This is a genomic window from Aliarcobacter trophiarum LMG 25534, assembly GCF_003355515.1.
Taxonomy (GTDB): Bacteria; Campylobacterota; Campylobacteria; order Campylobacterales; family Arcobacteraceae; genus Aliarcobacter; species Aliarcobacter trophiarum.
Map to the genome: position 1 here is coordinate 400,481 of NZ_CP031367.1, position 14,797 is coordinate 415,277.

General features: G+C 27.4%; 13 protein-coding genes. 9 read left to right on the plus strand and 4 right to left on the minus strand.

The features are described from left to right. Window positions 1-2: 2 nt before the first annotated feature. Window positions 3-896 (minus strand): DMT family transporter, encoded by an 894-nt coding sequence (locus ATR_RS02150; protein ID WP_115427858.1) that lies wholly within the window; start codon window positions 894-896, stop codon window positions 3-5. 102 nt (window positions 897-998) lie between these two features. Here ATR_RS02150 and ATR_RS02155 point away from each other — a divergent pair, with 102 nt between their 5' ends. Then, window positions 999-1,472, plus strand: a complete 474-nt coding sequence (locus ATR_RS02155; protein ID WP_115427859.1) for an outer membrane beta-barrel protein — start codon at window positions 999-1,001, stop codon at window positions 1,470-1,472. 36 nt (window positions 1,473-1,508) lie between these two features. On the opposite strand, the gene ATR_RS02160 is transcribed toward ATR_RS02155, so the two are convergent. Beyond that, window positions 1,509-1,943, minus strand: coding sequence for a globin domain-containing protein (locus ATR_RS02160; protein WP_115427860.1), 435 nt, complete (start codon window positions 1,941-1,943; stop codon window positions 1,509-1,511). A 112-nt stretch (window positions 1,944-2,055) separates the two neighbouring features. On the opposite strand from ATR_RS02160, the gene ATR_RS02165 reads away from it, so the two are divergent. From ATR_RS02165 to ATR_RS02185, 5 genes are all read left to right on the plus strand, one after another. Further along, window positions 2,056-2,646, plus strand: coding sequence for a paraquat-inducible protein A (locus ATR_RS02165; RefSeq protein ID WP_115427861.1), 591 nt, complete (start codon window positions 2,056-2,058; stop codon window positions 2,644-2,646). Further along, window positions 2,647-3,237 (plus strand): paraquat-inducible protein A, encoded by a 591-nt coding sequence (locus ATR_RS02170; protein ID WP_115427862.1) that lies wholly within the window; start codon window positions 2,647-2,649, stop codon window positions 3,235-3,237. After that, a complete protein-coding gene (locus ATR_RS02175; RefSeq protein ID WP_115427863.1) occupies window positions 3,221-5,872 on the plus strand; it encodes a PqiB family protein in 2,652 nt (883 codons plus the stop codon). The genes ATR_RS02170 and ATR_RS02175 overlap by 17 nt, the downstream gene beginning before the upstream one ends. An 88-nt stretch (window positions 5,873-5,960) precedes the next feature. Further along, window positions 5,961-7,394: a catalase gene (locus tag ATR_RS02180; protein WP_115427864.1), complete on the plus strand. Its 1,434-nt coding sequence runs from the start codon at window positions 5,961-5,963 to the stop codon at window positions 7,392-7,394. Window positions 7,395-7,396: 2 nt separating this feature from the next. Further along, window positions 7,397-7,876, plus strand: coding sequence for an ankyrin repeat domain-containing protein (locus ATR_RS02185; protein ID WP_115427865.1), 480 nt, complete (start codon window positions 7,397-7,399; stop codon window positions 7,874-7,876). 12 nt (window positions 7,877-7,888) lie between these two features. On the opposite strand, the gene ciaB is transcribed toward ATR_RS02185, so the two are convergent. After that, on the minus strand, window positions 7,889-9,775 hold the full coding sequence (gene ciaB, locus ATR_RS02190) for an invasion protein CiaB (RefSeq protein ID WP_115427866.1): 1,887 nt from the start codon (window positions 9,773-9,775) through the stop codon (window positions 7,889-7,891). Between the two features lie 237 nt (window positions 9,776-10,012). Between ciaB and htpG the strand changes: the two genes are divergently transcribed. Then, window positions 10,013-11,920, plus strand: a complete 1,908-nt coding sequence (gene htpG, locus ATR_RS02195; protein WP_115427867.1) for a molecular chaperone HtpG — start codon at window positions 10,013-10,015, stop codon at window positions 11,918-11,920. 35 nt (window positions 11,921-11,955) lie between these two features. Here the strand turns inward: htpG and ATR_RS02200 are convergent, their stop codons facing one another. Continuing rightward, entirely contained in the window at window positions 11,956-12,741 is a 786-nt protein-coding gene (locus ATR_RS02200; protein ID WP_115427868.1) for a DUF4197 domain-containing protein, read from the minus strand. Window positions 12,742-12,880: 139 nt separating this feature from the next. Here ATR_RS02200 and ATR_RS02205 point away from each other — a divergent pair, with 139 nt between their 5' ends. Both ATR_RS02205 and dbpA read left to right on the plus strand, forming a co-directional pair. Next, complete coding sequence (locus ATR_RS02205) at window positions 12,881-13,438, plus strand: DedA family protein (RefSeq protein ID WP_115427869.1); 558 nt, start codon at window positions 12,881-12,883, stop codon at window positions 13,436-13,438. Beyond that, window positions 13,428-14,795, plus strand: coding sequence for an ATP-dependent RNA helicase DbpA (gene dbpA / locus ATR_RS02210; RefSeq protein ID WP_115427870.1), 1,368 nt, complete (start codon window positions 13,428-13,430; stop codon window positions 14,793-14,795). The genes ATR_RS02205 and dbpA overlap by 11 nt, the downstream gene beginning before the upstream one ends. Window positions 14,796-14,797: the final 2 nt, after the last annotated feature.

The following is a 14,797-nucleotide window of genomic DNA, read 5'->3' on the forward strand; positions in this document are numbered from 1 at the left end:
ATTTAGTCTCTTATTTTAAATATTTTTTCTAAATACTCTTTTAATACTATTAAAGAGACACCAAAAAGAATTAAAAATATTCCAATTATTAATATAAATGTAATTTTTTCATTAAATATAAAAACACCAATTAAAACAGCAGTTAATGGCTCTAAAGCACCTAAAATTGATGCACTTGTTGAGCCAATTATTTGGATTGCTTTTACTAGAAAAAGCAAAGAGATTATTGTAGGAACAATTGCCAAAAATAGAGTATAAAACCACATATTAAAATTTATTAAAGGCATAATATTTGAACTATCTTCAAATAATGAGTGAATAAATATTGTAATGGTACAAAAAAGCATTGAGTAAAATGTAACTTTTAAAGCTTCCATTTTTAAATATTGATTTATTATTACAATATAAATTGCATAACATAAAGATGAGAGAAATACTAAAAAAACTCCAAAGAAGCTAATATTCCCACCATCTGTTTTAAATAGTAAAATAACACCTAAAAAGGCAAAAGATACTGAAAGAGTTGTGATTATTGAACCTTTTTCATTAAATAATAGTGCCATAATAATTGCTACAAAGATTGGATAAACAAATAAAATAGTAGAGGCAAGTCCAGCATCCATATATAAAAATGAGCTAAAAAGTGCAAGTGCTGAAACTCCAAATAAAAACCCTAAGAATGCTAAAATTTTTAGCTCTTTAATAGATATTTTAAATGATAATTTTCGAAAAATCATAAATATAGATAAAAAGAAAACAGCAAATATAAATCTATAAAAAATAACTGAGTTTACATTTAAGCCTTCACTATAAAGCATTAAAGCCCCTAAAGGGTTCATTCCATAGCAAATTGCAGATATTATTGCAAGAAAAATTCCTTTTGATTGTATTGTCAAAAATAGCCTTTTAAATTTTTTAGAAATTGTACTTTAAAGAGCCTTATTTTGGCTTTTAAGATATATTCTTATAGAATATTTAAAATTATAGTAGGAGCTTTTATGAAAAAAGTATGCTTTTTTAGTTGTTGTTTAGGAGTTTTAAGTTTTGCAAACTCTTTTAATACAAATGTTTATGTTGGTGCTACTGCTGGAAAAATAGATAAACATAATTATTCTCAATTTGGAATAGGTTACACTGCGAATAAAAGGTTTGATAATAATATATTAATGGGTTTTGGAAATAGTATCTATTATGGAGAAGTAAAAAGTAATAAAAGTGCTACAACGGTTGATATGGATTTAAAAGTTGGATATGAGATTATTCAAGATTTAAGAGCTTATGCTATTGGAAGTGGTGCAGTTCAATATTATGATAATAGTACATATACAGGGCTTGGATATGGAGCTTCTTTAGAGTATAGAATAACTCCAAAATTTGCAGTTGAAGGTACATATAAGACTATGAATATGAGAAAATCTAACCACAGTTATGATTATGATAGTGCAAATTTGGCCTTTAAAGTAGGCTTTTAATTATTTAAGAAAATGAAAAATCATTTTCTTAAATTTTTACTCTTCATTTGTATTTATCATCCATATAGAGAAAATATCTAAATAGTCCCAAAAAGACTTAATTAAATCCTCTTCAATATCAAGATTTTTTAGAACTTCAATATAGCATTCAAGCCAAACAACTCTAGCTTTAGGAGTGATTTTAAATGGTTGATGTCTTACAAACATCATAGGAGCTCCACGATTTTCGTTAAAATATTTTTTTCCTCCACAAATTTGTATAAAAAAATCGCTTGAATTTATTTTTGCTTGTTCAAACTCTTTATCATCTTGTGGGAAAATCTCATAAATAGAGCTTTTTTTGATTAAATCATAGTGATCAGAGATTAGTTTTCTAATACCAGCTTCACCTACAACTTCTAAAAATCTTTTATCAGGAGTCTTAACAGGTGGTCTTGTTCCAAATTGTGCATGTGAAATATTAAATTGCATTTTAAACCTTTATAAATTTTTTCTAATAATTAAGCATTCTACAATAAAAAATATTTCAATAGCTTTACTTAAGATATGATAAAATAACGACTATTTTTAATTTAGGCAGAAAATGAGAGACTTAACTAAGATTGTAGAGTGCTATAGTTGTGGACTTTTTGTAGAAAAAAGTAGTGATATAGCAAAAGAGTTATGCCCTAGATGTAATAGTAAACTAGAGATAAGAAAAGAGTTTAAAATAGAGAGTTTGGTGTTTGCAATATCTAGTTTGATGCTTTTTTTTATACTATCTTTATATCCACTTATTAGCTTGTATTTAAATGGTCAAGAGTTAAATGCAAATATTTTAAAAACAGTATATATTCTTTTTGAACAAGATTTTTTAATAGTATCCTTTTTGGTTCTTTTTACAATTATTTTAGCACCAGTTTTAAACTCTATTGTGATAATTTTGGTCTATTTTCAAATAAACTTTAAAAAAGAGATTTTCAAAAAATCATTTTTATATGACTCCTATTATTTTTTTAAAGAGTGGGGTTTTATAGAGGTTTTTATAATTAGTTTAATAGTTTGTTATATAAAATTAGTTGGAATGGTTAGTGCTACAAAGTTTGATATAGGATTTTTTGTTCTTTTGGCATATCTTTTTTGCTTTATTATGTCAAATATAAAGTTTGAAGCAAGTGCTATTTTGGATGATTAAATGATTTTAATATCTTGTAAAAATTGCAAAAAAGTATATGAAAAAGAGAGTTATACTCCTTTTAAATGTGAAAGGTGTAATCATACTGTAAAAAGAAGAGTTGAAAACTCTTTGCAAATATCACTAGCTTTGGTAGTTTGTGCAATGCTTTTATATATTCCAGCCATGCTTTATCCTATGATGATAGTTACTCAATTTGGAGTAAATCAAGAGAGTACTATTATTGAAGGTATTATTAGCTTTTTGGAGTATAAGAGTTATTTTGTTGCCTTTATTATTTTTATTGCTAGTGTTGCTATTCCTATAGTTAAGCTTTTTGCTCTATTTTTTATATTTATCTCTTTGAAAATAAATATAAAAATGGAAAATAAAACAAAAGTTTTATTATATAAATATATTGAAGCTATTGGTAAGTGGTCTATGATTGATATTTATGTTGTTGCTTTGATGGCTTCAATAGTCCAACTAGATGAGATATTTAATATAAAAGGTGGAATAGCTGCTACATCTTTTGCTTTGATGGTAATAATAACAATTTTCGCAGCAAATAGATTTGATACAAGGATAATTTGGGATGAAAACAGAGATTAAAAATATAAATGAGACAGTAGTCTATGAGGCAAAAAAAGAGAGTAAAAGAAAAATCTCATTTGTTTGGTTTCTTCCATTGATAATTCTTGGAATTTTAGGCTGGATTGCTTATGATAGCTACTCAAAAAAAGGAACAAATATTGTTGTATATTTCAAAAGTGCAGAAGGACTAAAAGAGAATGTTACAACTTTGGAGTATAAAGGTTTAACTTTAGGAAAAGTAACCAAAATATCTATACATGAAGACTTAAAAAGTGTTGCTGTAAATATTTTAGTAAATAGTGATGTTGCTTCTTATGTAGCAAGTGAAAACTCTAATTTTTGGATACAAAAACCAACAATCTCTTTAACAAAAATTTCAGGGCTAGGAACACTTATTAGTGGATATAAAATAGAACTAGCTCCAACTTTCAAAAATTTAGATGAGTTAGAAAACCTAAAACCAAAATGGTATTTTGATGGACTTGACTCAAGCCCTAGTGTGGAATTTGATGAAAAAGGTTATTATATTACTTTACTTACAAATGATAAAGATAATATAGATATAGGAACACCAGTTTTTTATAAAAAGTATCAAATAGGTGAAGTTGTTTCAAAAGAGTTCAATAATGAAGAGGTTTATGCAACTATTTATATCTATGATAAATATAACTATTTAGTAAATAAAAGTTCAAACTTTGTTATGAATGAAGCTTTAAAAGTAAGCTATGGTGCTAGTGGTTTAAATATTGAATTAGGTTCTTTGTATTCAGCTATTATTGGTGGAATTACCGTAATAACTCCAAATAAAGATGATGAAAAGATAAAAAATAGTGATATTTTGGTCTTATATTCATCAAAAGATGAATTAAAGAGAAAGGTAAGTTTTTTATTAGATTTTAGTGATGCAAAAATAGAAGAGAATACTCCTATTTTATTTAAAGGTATTGAAATAGGAAAAGTTGAAAGTATTAAATTAAATGGAGATATTTTAAATACAAAAGCTTATGTTTATGAGGAGTATAAATATCTTCTTACAAAAAATTCAAGATTTTTTGTAGAAGAGCCAACTATCTCATTTGGTGGAATTAAAAATTTAGGAAATATTTTAAAAGGTAACTTTATCTCTTTAGAGTATAAAGAGGGAGAGTTTAGTGATAAGTTTTCAGGAGTTTTTAAAAGAGATTTAAAAAAGAGTTTAAACACTATAGAGATTGATTTAGTAGCAACTAGTCTAAACTCAATAAATGAAAGAACAAAAATATATTATAAAAATATAGAGATAGGTAGAGTTGATAGCTATAAATTAAGTGATGATTATAAAAGTGTAAAAATTGCAATTTTAATAGATGAGAAGTATAATGATTTAATAAATAATAATAGTAAATTTTATGATATGAGTTCAAAGCTAATAGAGCTTAAAAATCTAAATTTAGATATAAATTATAGCGGATTAGAGTCTATTTTTAATGGAGCAATTGGTTTGGTTTCAAATAAAAATGATGGAAAACTTGATAAAAAAGAGTTTACATTGTACTCATCTTATAAAGAGATAAATAGATTAAACAGAGATAAAAACAGAGGATTTATTGTATATACAGAGTTTGATAATAGTTTTGTGGTACAAGAGGATATGGCAATAGTTTATAAAAATCAAGAGATAGGTTTTATAAAAAATATAAAGTTTGATGATAAGGTTTCAAAAGTTGAACTTTTTGTTTATGAAGATTTTAGAAAATTTATAACAAATACAAGTAGATTTTACAAAAAACCAAAACTAGATATAAAAGCTAGTTTAAGTGGAATAATCTTTGAAGTAGATAATTTTACAAGCTTTTTAGAAGGTTCAATAGAGCTTGATAATAGCTCAAAAGTTCCTTTGGGAAATCATGAACTATATGCTAGTTTTGATGATATGCAGTTAGCTACAAATATGGTAACAATTATTTTTGATGATGTTGAAGGTCTTCAAGAGGATTTTTCAAAGATAGTTTATAAGGGAGCTAATATTGGAAAAGTTAAAAAAATATCTATAAATAAGAATCAAAAAATAGAGGTGAAAGCTATAATTGAAAATGGTTTTAAAGAGTTTGCAAAAGATGGAACAATCTTTTATCTTAAAAAACCTAGAATTTCACTTCAAGAAGTTGCAAATGCTGGAGCAACAGTAATGGCTGTAAATATAGGAGTTATTAAGAGTGAGAAAGGGCTTGTACAGACTTATTTTAATGGTTTTGAACAAGAACCAGCTGTAAATTCTCATTTTGGAACTATTATAAAAGTTGAAGATAAAACAGCTTCAAGTGTAAATATTGATTCACCTATTTATTATAAAAATGTACAAATAGGGAAAGTTTTAAAGGTTGATTTAAGTAGTGATGGTTCAAGAGTTGTAGTTGATTGTCTAATTTTTGATAAGTATAAAAAATTTGTACGAAAAAACTCAGAATTTTATGATATTAGTGGTTTTGAGATGGAGTTTTCTATCTTTAGTGGTTCAAAAATAGAGTCAAATACTTTTACAAGTATCATAAAAGGAGGATTGGTTGTAGTTACTCCTTATGATTATAAGGAAATTGCAACAGTAAATGATATTTTTACATTGCATAAAACTTTAAGAGAAGATTGGAAGAGTATAAGTCCTAGTATAAAATAGAAAATTAAAGATTGTTTAAGTTAAAAGAAAATAGAATACTTAATCAAAGGATAATTTTTTTCCTTTATATTTTAATGTAGGAGCTATTATGAAGAAAACAATGACAACAACAGGTGGAAACCCAATTTCTGACAATCAAAACTCAATTACTGCAGGTGAGAGAGGTCCTGTTTTATTACAAGATTATCAACTTATTCAAAAACTAGCACATCAAAATAGAGAGAGAATTCCTGAAAGAGTGGTTCATGCAAAAGGAAGTGGTGCATTTGGTGTTTTAGAGATTGAAAATGATATTTCAAAATATACAAAAGCAAAAGTTTTACAAAAAGGTGAAAAAACAAAACTTCTTTTAAGATTTTCAACAGTTGCTGGAGAAAAAGGAGCTGCTGATGCTGAAAGAGATGTAAGAGGATTTGCTCTTAAATTTTATACTAAAGAGGGTAACTGGGATTTAGTAGGGAATAATACACCAGTATTTTTTGTAAGAGATGCTTATAAATTCCCTGATTTTATCCATACTCAAAAAAGAGACCCTCAAACGAATATGAGAAGCAATACAGCAATGTGGGATTTTTGGAGTTTAAGTCCAGAGAGTTTACATCAAGTTACTATTTTGATGTCAGATAGAGGATTACCAAAATCATATAGAAATGTGAATGGATATGGTTCTCATACATATAGTTTAATAAACTCTAAAAATGAAAGATTTTGGGTTAAATTCCACTTTAAAACTCTTCAAGGAATAGAGACTATCACAAATAAAGAAGCTGAAGCTCTTGTAGGAAAAGATAGAGAGTCAAACCAAAGAGATTTGTTTGAAAATATAGAGAAAAAGAACTTCCCAAAATGGAGTTTTGAGATTCAAATAATGACAGATGAAGAGGCAAAAAAATGTAGTTTTAACCCATTTGATTTAACAAAAGTTTGGCCACATGGTGATTATCCTATGATAAAAGTTGGAACTATGACTTTAAATGAAAACCCACAAAACTACTTCCAACAGGTAGAACAAGCTTCATTTAGCCCATCAAATATTGTTCCAGGTATTAGTTTTTCACCTGATAAAATGCTACAAGCAAGAATTTTCTCTTATCCAGATGCTCAACGATATAGAGTTGGAACACACTATGAGATGTTACCAGTAAATAGACCAATAGTTGAAGTAAATACATATAATCTTGATGGAAGTATGAATTTCCAAATAAAAGAGCCAACAAAGGCATTTTATGAGCCAAATAGTTTTGATGGAGCAGTTGAAGATAGTAACTTCTTAGAGCCTGATTTAGAAGTTGGAGATATAGCTAAAAGATATAATCATAGAGATGTAAATGATGATTTCTCACAACCTAGAGCTCTATTTTTACTTATGAGTGAAAATCAAAAAGAGCAACTATTTAATAATATTAAAGATGCAATGGCTGGTGTTCCAAGAGATATTGTTGATAGACAAATAGCGCTATTTGAAAAAGTTCATCCTGATTATGCAAGTGGTGTTAGAAAAGCTTTAGGAATAAATGAGTAAATATGGAAGTTTCAGCAAAAGAGCAAAAACGGTATGAAGAGTTACAAATTATTGCTTTAGAGTTTGCAAGACAAGGTAAAACAGAAGATTTAAAACTTATGATTGAAGCTGGAATGAGTACAAATTTGACTGATCATAAAGGGAATACTCTTTTAATGTTAGCTTCTTATAATGGAAATTTAGAAACTACCAAAATGCTTATAGATTTTAAGGCTGAGGTAGATAGAAAAAATGATAAAGGACAAACACCACTAGCTGGTGTTTGTTTTAAAGGTTATTTAGAGATTGCAAAGGTTTTGGTAGAAAATGGTGCAAATATCCATGAAAACAATGGTTTAGGTACAACTCCTCTTATGTTTGCTAGTATGTTTGGAAATAGTGATATTGTAAAATATTTAAATCAACAAGATAAGAGTAAAAGCTTTAAATCATCTTTATATCTTATCTTTTCAAAGTTTATTGGGATTTTTAGGAAAAAATAGGAAAGTATTTTCCTATTTTATATAGTTCTCTTTTTTATCAAGTATATCTAACTCTTGACCAATCTCTTGATATTTTTTAAAATAGTACTTTACAAAAGAGTTGATATTCTCATCATTTGGCATAAAATATTTACTATCTTTTTTTGTAGCATAAATATTTAAAAATTGTGTAGCATCTTTTTTTTCTAAATAGTGTTTTGCTAAAGTAGTATAAGTTTTAATATACCAAGCTTTTAAACTCTCAAATTTTTCATCACTTAAATCTATTTTTAACTCTTCTGTATCATTTTTCCAAACTAAAACTTTACTTTCAAAAAGCCCACTAAGATGAATTAAACCTTCACAATAATATGGTTCGACTTCTCCAACCTCCATCCAAGATATTAACCCTACACTTCTTTTTACAAGGTCTATTAAAACTTGTTCTTGAAGATGAGTTTCATCTTTTTCATCATCTAATAAATATGAAATTAGACCACCTGTTGTAGCTTTGAACTCTTCAATATTTTTATAGTTCCCACTTTTATTCATAATGCTTTCACTCTCTTCATCGCACCATAAAATATGTCCATACTCATGACCAATAGTGCTAATATCATAAACACTATGCCAAGAAGAAGTTTCATTAAATAGGAAGTTTCTATCTTTTGTTAAAAACTCTTGTCCAAGAATCTCTTGGCTTAATTTCAAAAATGGTTTTGCACGACTACTTTGTAAAATCTCATCACTAAATGCAAAGATTTTTTTACCTAATTCTTTTGAAACAACTTCATCATTTGGTACAACTTGAGCTGAAAAAAGTCCATTTAACTCAGCTCCAAAAAATAGTGCAGGTCGTCCTACATAAAGTTGCACTTTATCAAGTGATGAAAAAGAGAAATCAAATATTTTTTTATAGCTTTTATCTTCAATAAAACTATTAAAAATCTTTGTAAAAGCTTTTTTTATCTTATTTACTCTATGGTCATTTTGTGCAAATTTTGGATTTGTAACTCTTATATCCCACTCTAAAGCAACTGCTTTTCTAAAGTGATCTTCGTAATATTCCAAAGGATGACCAATTTGTATTGGAGTTTTTATCTTCATCCAAGCTCTATCAACATTTGCCCATTTTTCTACTAGACTATTAGGCTTATCTTCACTAAATGCTACAATTAGTGCTTGAATATACTCTATATGCTCCCACTTTTGATTATAAATATCATCTTCAAGTTCTATTAAATTGTCATTGAAACTCTCTAAAGCATCAATTACCGCGGTACACTCTTTTTTAAAGGCCTTAATATAAGCTTCTGATTGATAGCCATTTTCAGTTTTTACTAAGGCTGAATAAACTCTATCAGCAGTTATTCCACCATGTCCTAAATCTAAAAGCTTTTCATCTTCAAGATATTTCATAATTTTCTCTTCATTTCCATCAAACTTAGAAATCAGCTCTTTATTTACTCCATTTATAATATGTTTTGTCCAAGAGCTTTGCCAAGAAGACATAGCAAGACCTACATTATAAACTCCTCTAAAAACCTCTTTGTAAAAAGGTGTTAAAAGATTATTTTGAGAAATAAAATCGATAAGCTCTTTATGTTTTTTGTGCCAAAAATCTTTTACAAATAAAAACGCTCTTTCTTGAAGCTCTATAATCTCCTCTTCACTTTTTCCAAGCTTTTTTAGAACTTGTACTAAACTATCATCTCTTAGGTTTACAACTCTTGTTACAAGAGCAAATCTTAAATCACTTGAAATATTTAAGCCAAGTATTTGTGCAAAATCATCTATTATTGATAATTTTTCAAATTCACCTTTTTCTAAATATTTTATTAACTCATTTGTATTTGCTTTTTGATTATCTAAATAGTTATAAATTTTTTGTAAATCATTTAAAAATTGTTGTTTGTTCATTTTATTATCCTTTAGTTTTACAAATACTATTTTATCATAAAGATTATTTAGGATAATTTTATCAATCAAAATTTATTTAGATATACAAAAAGAGTAAAATAGAGTTATTTTTAGCACTCAATACCATTAACTGCTAAAAAATATAAAAACTTTAGCCAAGTTTAATAAAGGTTTGATAAAATTCTTTTTTGAAATTAAAAAAATCTATAAAATAATTAAAAATAAAAGGATAATAAAATGGCAAAACATCAATTTCAAACAGAAGTAGGGCAACTTCTTCATTTAATGACACACTCTTTATACTCAAATAAAGAGATATTTATAAGAGAACTTGTATCAAATGGAAGTGATGCAATCGATAAATTAAACTATTTAAGACTTACAGATGAAAAATTAAAGGATAATTTTGCTTCTTGGAAAGGAGAAATTAATATCTCTTTTGATGAAAAAGATAAATCACTTACTATTATGGATAATGGTATAGGAATGAATGAAGAGGATATGATAAACTCTATTGGAACTATTGCAAAAAGTGGAACTAAATCATTTGTTGAAGCACTTACAGGTGATGCAAAAAAAGATTCAAATCTTATAGGACAATTTGGAGTTGGTTTTTACTCTGTATTTATGGTTGCTTCTAAAGTAGATGTAATTTCAAAAAAAGCTGGAGAGGAAAAGGCTTATAAATGGAGTTCTGATGGATCAGGAGAGTTTGATTTAGCTCCTTGTACAAAAGAGAGTGCAGGAACAGTAATTTATATCAAACTAAAAGATGAAGAGGTATCAGAGTTTGCAATTAAATATAGAATTAAATCTATAGTTGAAAAATATTCAAACCATATTGCTTATCCAATTTTCTTAAACTATGAAGAAGAAGTTACTCTTGAACTTAGTGAAGAGGATAAAAAAGCTGGAAAAGAAGCAACTAAAACAGTAGAAAAAAGACATGAGCAAATAAATGCAGCAACTGCACTTTGGACTCAAAGTAAATCAAAACTAAAAGATGAAGATTATAATAACTTTTATAAAACAATTTCTCAAGATTCAAATGACCCAATGCTTACAATTCACACAAAAACAGAAGGTGTAAATGAATATACAACACTATTTTATATTCCACAAAATGCACCTTTTGATATGTATAGAGCAGATTATCAAAGTGGAATTAAGCTATATGTAAAAAGAGTATTTATAACAGATGATGATAAAGAGTTACTTCCAACTTATTTAAGATTTGTAAGAGGAATTATTGATAGTGAAGATTTACCACTAAATGTTAGCCGAGAGATTTTACAAGAGAATAGAATTTTAGCAAATATCAAACAAAGTAGTGTGAAAAAAATCTTAAGTGAGATAAAAAAACTAAGCAAAGATGAAGAGAAATATGAGAAATTTATATCTCAATATATAAGAGCTTTAAAAGAGGGTGTTTATCAAGATTACACAAATAAAGAGTCTATATTGGAGCTTTTAAGATATAAATCTACAAATGATGAAGTAAAAATGACTTCATTAGAAGATTATAAAAATAGAGCTTCTTCAGAGCAAAAAGCTATCTATTATATTATTGGAGAGAATGAGAAAGTATTAAGAAACTCTCCACTTCTTGAAAGTTATAAAAAGAATAATATTGAGGTTTTAATTCTTGATGATAAAGAGATAGATGAGATTATAACTCCTGCTATTGGAGCATTTAAAGAGTGGGAATTTAAAGATATAACAACTAGTGAAGCTCCAAAAGTTGAGATAAATGAAGAGGAGAAAAAAGAACAAGATGAAAAATATCAAGATTTATTGGTAAAAATTAAAGAGAAATTACAAAATGAAGTAAAAGAGGTAAAACTTACAAATAGACTTGATAGCTTTGCTTCTTGTATCACAAAAGATAGCCAAGATGCACAGATGGCTGCTATGGCTCATATGTTTAGACAAATGGGACAAGATGTTCCAGAAGTTAAGCCAATTTTAGAGATTAATCCAAACCATGAGATAGTACAAAAACTAAATCTTACAAAAGATGAAGAACTAATAGAAGATATTTCATGGGTTTTACTAGATCTTGCAAAAATTAGTGATGGAGATGAGATAAGTGATAGAGTTGCATTTACTCAAAGACTTACAAAAATAACTTCAAAAGCTATATAATAAAATCCAAAGAGTTCTCTCTTTGGATTTAAAAACTATTTTCCAAAAACTTGTTTTAAAATAGAGCTAGTCTGTTCAATAGGATTTTCTCTAATACCAGCTTCTTTTTCTGCTATCATTGAGAAAAGCCCATCAATAGCCTTTTGTGTTACAAAATCATCTAAAGTTTTATTAGAATTATTTGTATCTACTCCTAGATTTTTTGCTAAACCTGACACCATACTATTGTTTGTTAAACCTTTTGTTGCACTCTCATATAGGCTATTTACACCATCATAATATTGTGCCACACTATTATCTTTCATACTAGTTTGAATAATTGGTTTAATAAGCTCTTTAAGAGAGTTTGTTGTGTTTTTTTTGAAATACTCTGTAGCAGCGCTATCTCCACCATTTAAAATATTTTGTGCATCACTTATACTCATTTTAGAAATAGCATTCATAAAAATATCAGCAGTTTTTGGAGCTGCTTGTGAAGCTGCATTGTTCATAGATTTAATTAAATCATCAGCCATTTTATCTCCACCAGCTTTTCTTATAATAGTTTCCGCACGTGCCAAATTATCAGGGAGAGGGATTTTTACACTACTATTTAAATATCCATCTTTTTTCCCAAGTTGTGTCGTAGCAAAGTTTACACCACTTTTTAAAGCCTCTTTTAGTCCACTAGAAATTGTATTATTGTCTAAACTTGATTTAGTTTGCTGCTGATTTTGTACATTTGCAGGAATGTTTTTTGCAACTTCATTCGCAATATTTTTTAAATCAAAAGCAAAAATAGTTGAACAAAGTATAGATGATAATAAAATCGTTTTTTTCATAAATTTCCTTTTTTAATGATTCTTATTTAAACAGATCAAAAATTTTAAAATTATATTAAGTTTAGATTAAATTTTGATAATATCTATAATCAAACAAGATTTAGATAAAATAATAACTTTATAAAAATATAGGAAAAACATGGAACAATTTATTCAAGATTGGGGTTATATAGCTCTTTTTTTATACTCTTTTGGTGGTGGATTTTTAGCTCTTGTTATTGCTAGTGCTTTCTCTTCTTCTGGCGATTTAAATATCTTTATTACAATTATTGTTGCAGCTGTTGCAAATATTGTTGGAAGTCAATTTTTATTTTTTATGGCAAAAAACAATAAAAATTATGCTCAAAATATAATGAATAATCATAAGAGAAAAGTTGCTTTAGTTCAAGTTTTATTTAGAAAATATGGCTCTTTTGTAATAATTATTCAAAAATATATCTATGGAGTTAAAACTTTAGTTCCTCTTGTTATGGGATTATCAGATTACAACTCTTTTAAATTTACAGTTATAAACTCAATAGCATCTATTTTATGGGCTTCTATCATAGGATATGGAAGTTATATTGCTGGGTCATTTTTACTTGAGTATGCAGATAACTTTAAATATATAGGGCTTGTTACAGTTGTTGTTGTATTAACTATTTTAATTATTAGTTTTAGACCAAAAAAGAGAAGAAGTAGAAAAAATGATATTTAGAGATTTAAATTTAGATGAGAATTTAGTAGAAAATCTTGATGGTTTAGGATACAAAACATTAACTCCCATTCAAGAAAGTAGTTTAAAATATAGTCTAGAAAAAAGGGATTTATTAGCAAGAGCTCAAACAGGAAGTGGAAAAACATTGGCCTTTTGTTTACCAGTTATAAATAGCTTAAATAAGAATAAATATAGAGTTCAGTCACTAATTTTAGCTCCAACAAGAGAGTTAGCAACTCAAATAGCAATAGCTATAAGAGAAATACTAAGAACAACCCCAAATATAAAAGTATTAACACTTTGTGGAGGAGTTCCATATAGACCACAAGTTGTTTCACTAGAACATGAGGCTCATATTGTTGTAGGAACAGCTGGAAGAGTTTTAAAGCATATAAATGAAGGTAATTTAAAACTAGAAAATATAAATAGTTTTGTTTTAGATGAAGCAGATAAAATGCTAGATATGGGGTTTTTTGATGATATCTCAAAAATATGTTCTCTTTTGCCAAAGCAAAGACAAACTCTTCTTTTCTCAGCAACATTTTCAAATGAGATTAAAAATTTAGCACTAGAGTTTTTAAACAATCCTATAACAATTGAGATAGAAGATGTTGAAAAAAGTAGTATAAAGCAGGTTTTTTATGAAGTCTCTTCTAGAGATTTAAAAGATGATTTAATAGAAAAATTGATAAAAAAATATCAAGCAAGTAGCACAATAATTTTTTGTAATCAAAAAATAACATGTGAAGAGTTAGCTGATACACTTTTTGAAAGAGATATTGATACAGTTACATTACATAGTGATTTAGACCAAAAACAAAGAGATGAAACTCTTACAATTTTTTCAAATAAAAGCTACCCTGTTTTAATAGCAAGTGATGTTGCAAGTAGAGGGATTGATATAAATGATATTGATTTAGTAATCAACTATGATTTAGCTTTAAACTATAAAATACATACTCACCGTATTGGAAGAACAGCCCGAGCTGGAAAAGGTGGAGTTGCTACTACTTTTGTTCTACCAAATGAGTTCAAAAGTGCTTTAGAGATAAAAGAGCATTTTCCTGAAATTTTATTTGAAGATGAACAAGAGATAATTTTTGATAGTAGTTTTGAAATAGACTCTATATTTAGGTCAATTTTTATAAATGGCGGTAAAAAACAAAAGCTTAGAAAAGGTGATATTTTAGGTAGCTTAACTGCTGGAATTGGTTTAGATAAAGATGATATTGGAAAAATTGATCTCTTTGATTTTTGCTCTTTTGTAGCAGTAAAAAAGGAAAAATTGCAGTTTGTTTTAGAAAAGTTACGAAATACAAAAATAAAAGGTAAATTCTATAGAGTTTATGAAAAATAATA

What these genes read in the sequence shown, in the direction of transcription:
- ATR_RS02155 (WP_115427859.1), top strand. Translation starts at nt 999, where the DNA reads ATGAAAAAAGTATGCTTTTTTAGTTGTTGTTTAGGAGTTTTAAGTTTT.
- ATR_RS02160 (WP_115427860.1), bottom strand. Translation starts at nt 1,943, where the DNA reads ATGCAATTTAATATTTCACATGCACAATTTGGAACAAGACCACCTGTT.
- ATR_RS02165 (WP_115427861.1), top strand. Translation starts at nt 2,056, where the DNA reads ATGAGAGACTTAACTAAGATTGTAGAGTGCTATAGTTGTGGACTTTTT.
- ATR_RS02170 (WP_115427862.1), top strand. Translation starts at nt 2,647, where the DNA reads ATGATTTTAATATCTTGTAAAAATTGCAAAAAAGTATATGAAAAAGAG.
- ATR_RS02175 (WP_115427863.1), top strand. Translation starts at nt 3,221, where the DNA reads ATGAAAACAGAGATTAAAAATATAAATGAGACAGTAGTCTATGAGGCA.
- ATR_RS02180 (WP_115427864.1), top strand. Translation starts at nt 5,961, where the DNA reads ATGAAGAAAACAATGACAACAACAGGTGGAAACCCAATTTCTGACAAT.
- ATR_RS02185 (WP_115427865.1), top strand. Translation starts at nt 7,397, where the DNA reads ATGGAAGTTTCAGCAAAAGAGCAAAAACGGTATGAAGAGTTACAAATT.
- ciaB (WP_115427866.1), bottom strand. Translation starts at nt 9,775, where the DNA reads ATGAACAAACAACAATTTTTAAATGATTTACAAAAAATTTATAACTAT.
- htpG (WP_115427867.1), top strand. Translation starts at nt 10,013, where the DNA reads ATGGCAAAACATCAATTTCAAACAGAAGTAGGGCAACTTCTTCATTTA.
- ATR_RS02200 (WP_115427868.1), bottom strand. Translation starts at nt 12,741, where the DNA reads ATGAAAAAAACGATTTTATTATCATCTATACTTTGTTCAACTATTTTT.
- ATR_RS02205 (WP_115427869.1), top strand. Translation starts at nt 12,881, where the DNA reads ATGGAACAATTTATTCAAGATTGGGGTTATATAGCTCTTTTTTTATAC.
- dbpA (WP_115427870.1), top strand. Translation starts at nt 13,428, where the DNA reads ATGATATTTAGAGATTTAAATTTAGATGAGAATTTAGTAGAAAATCTT.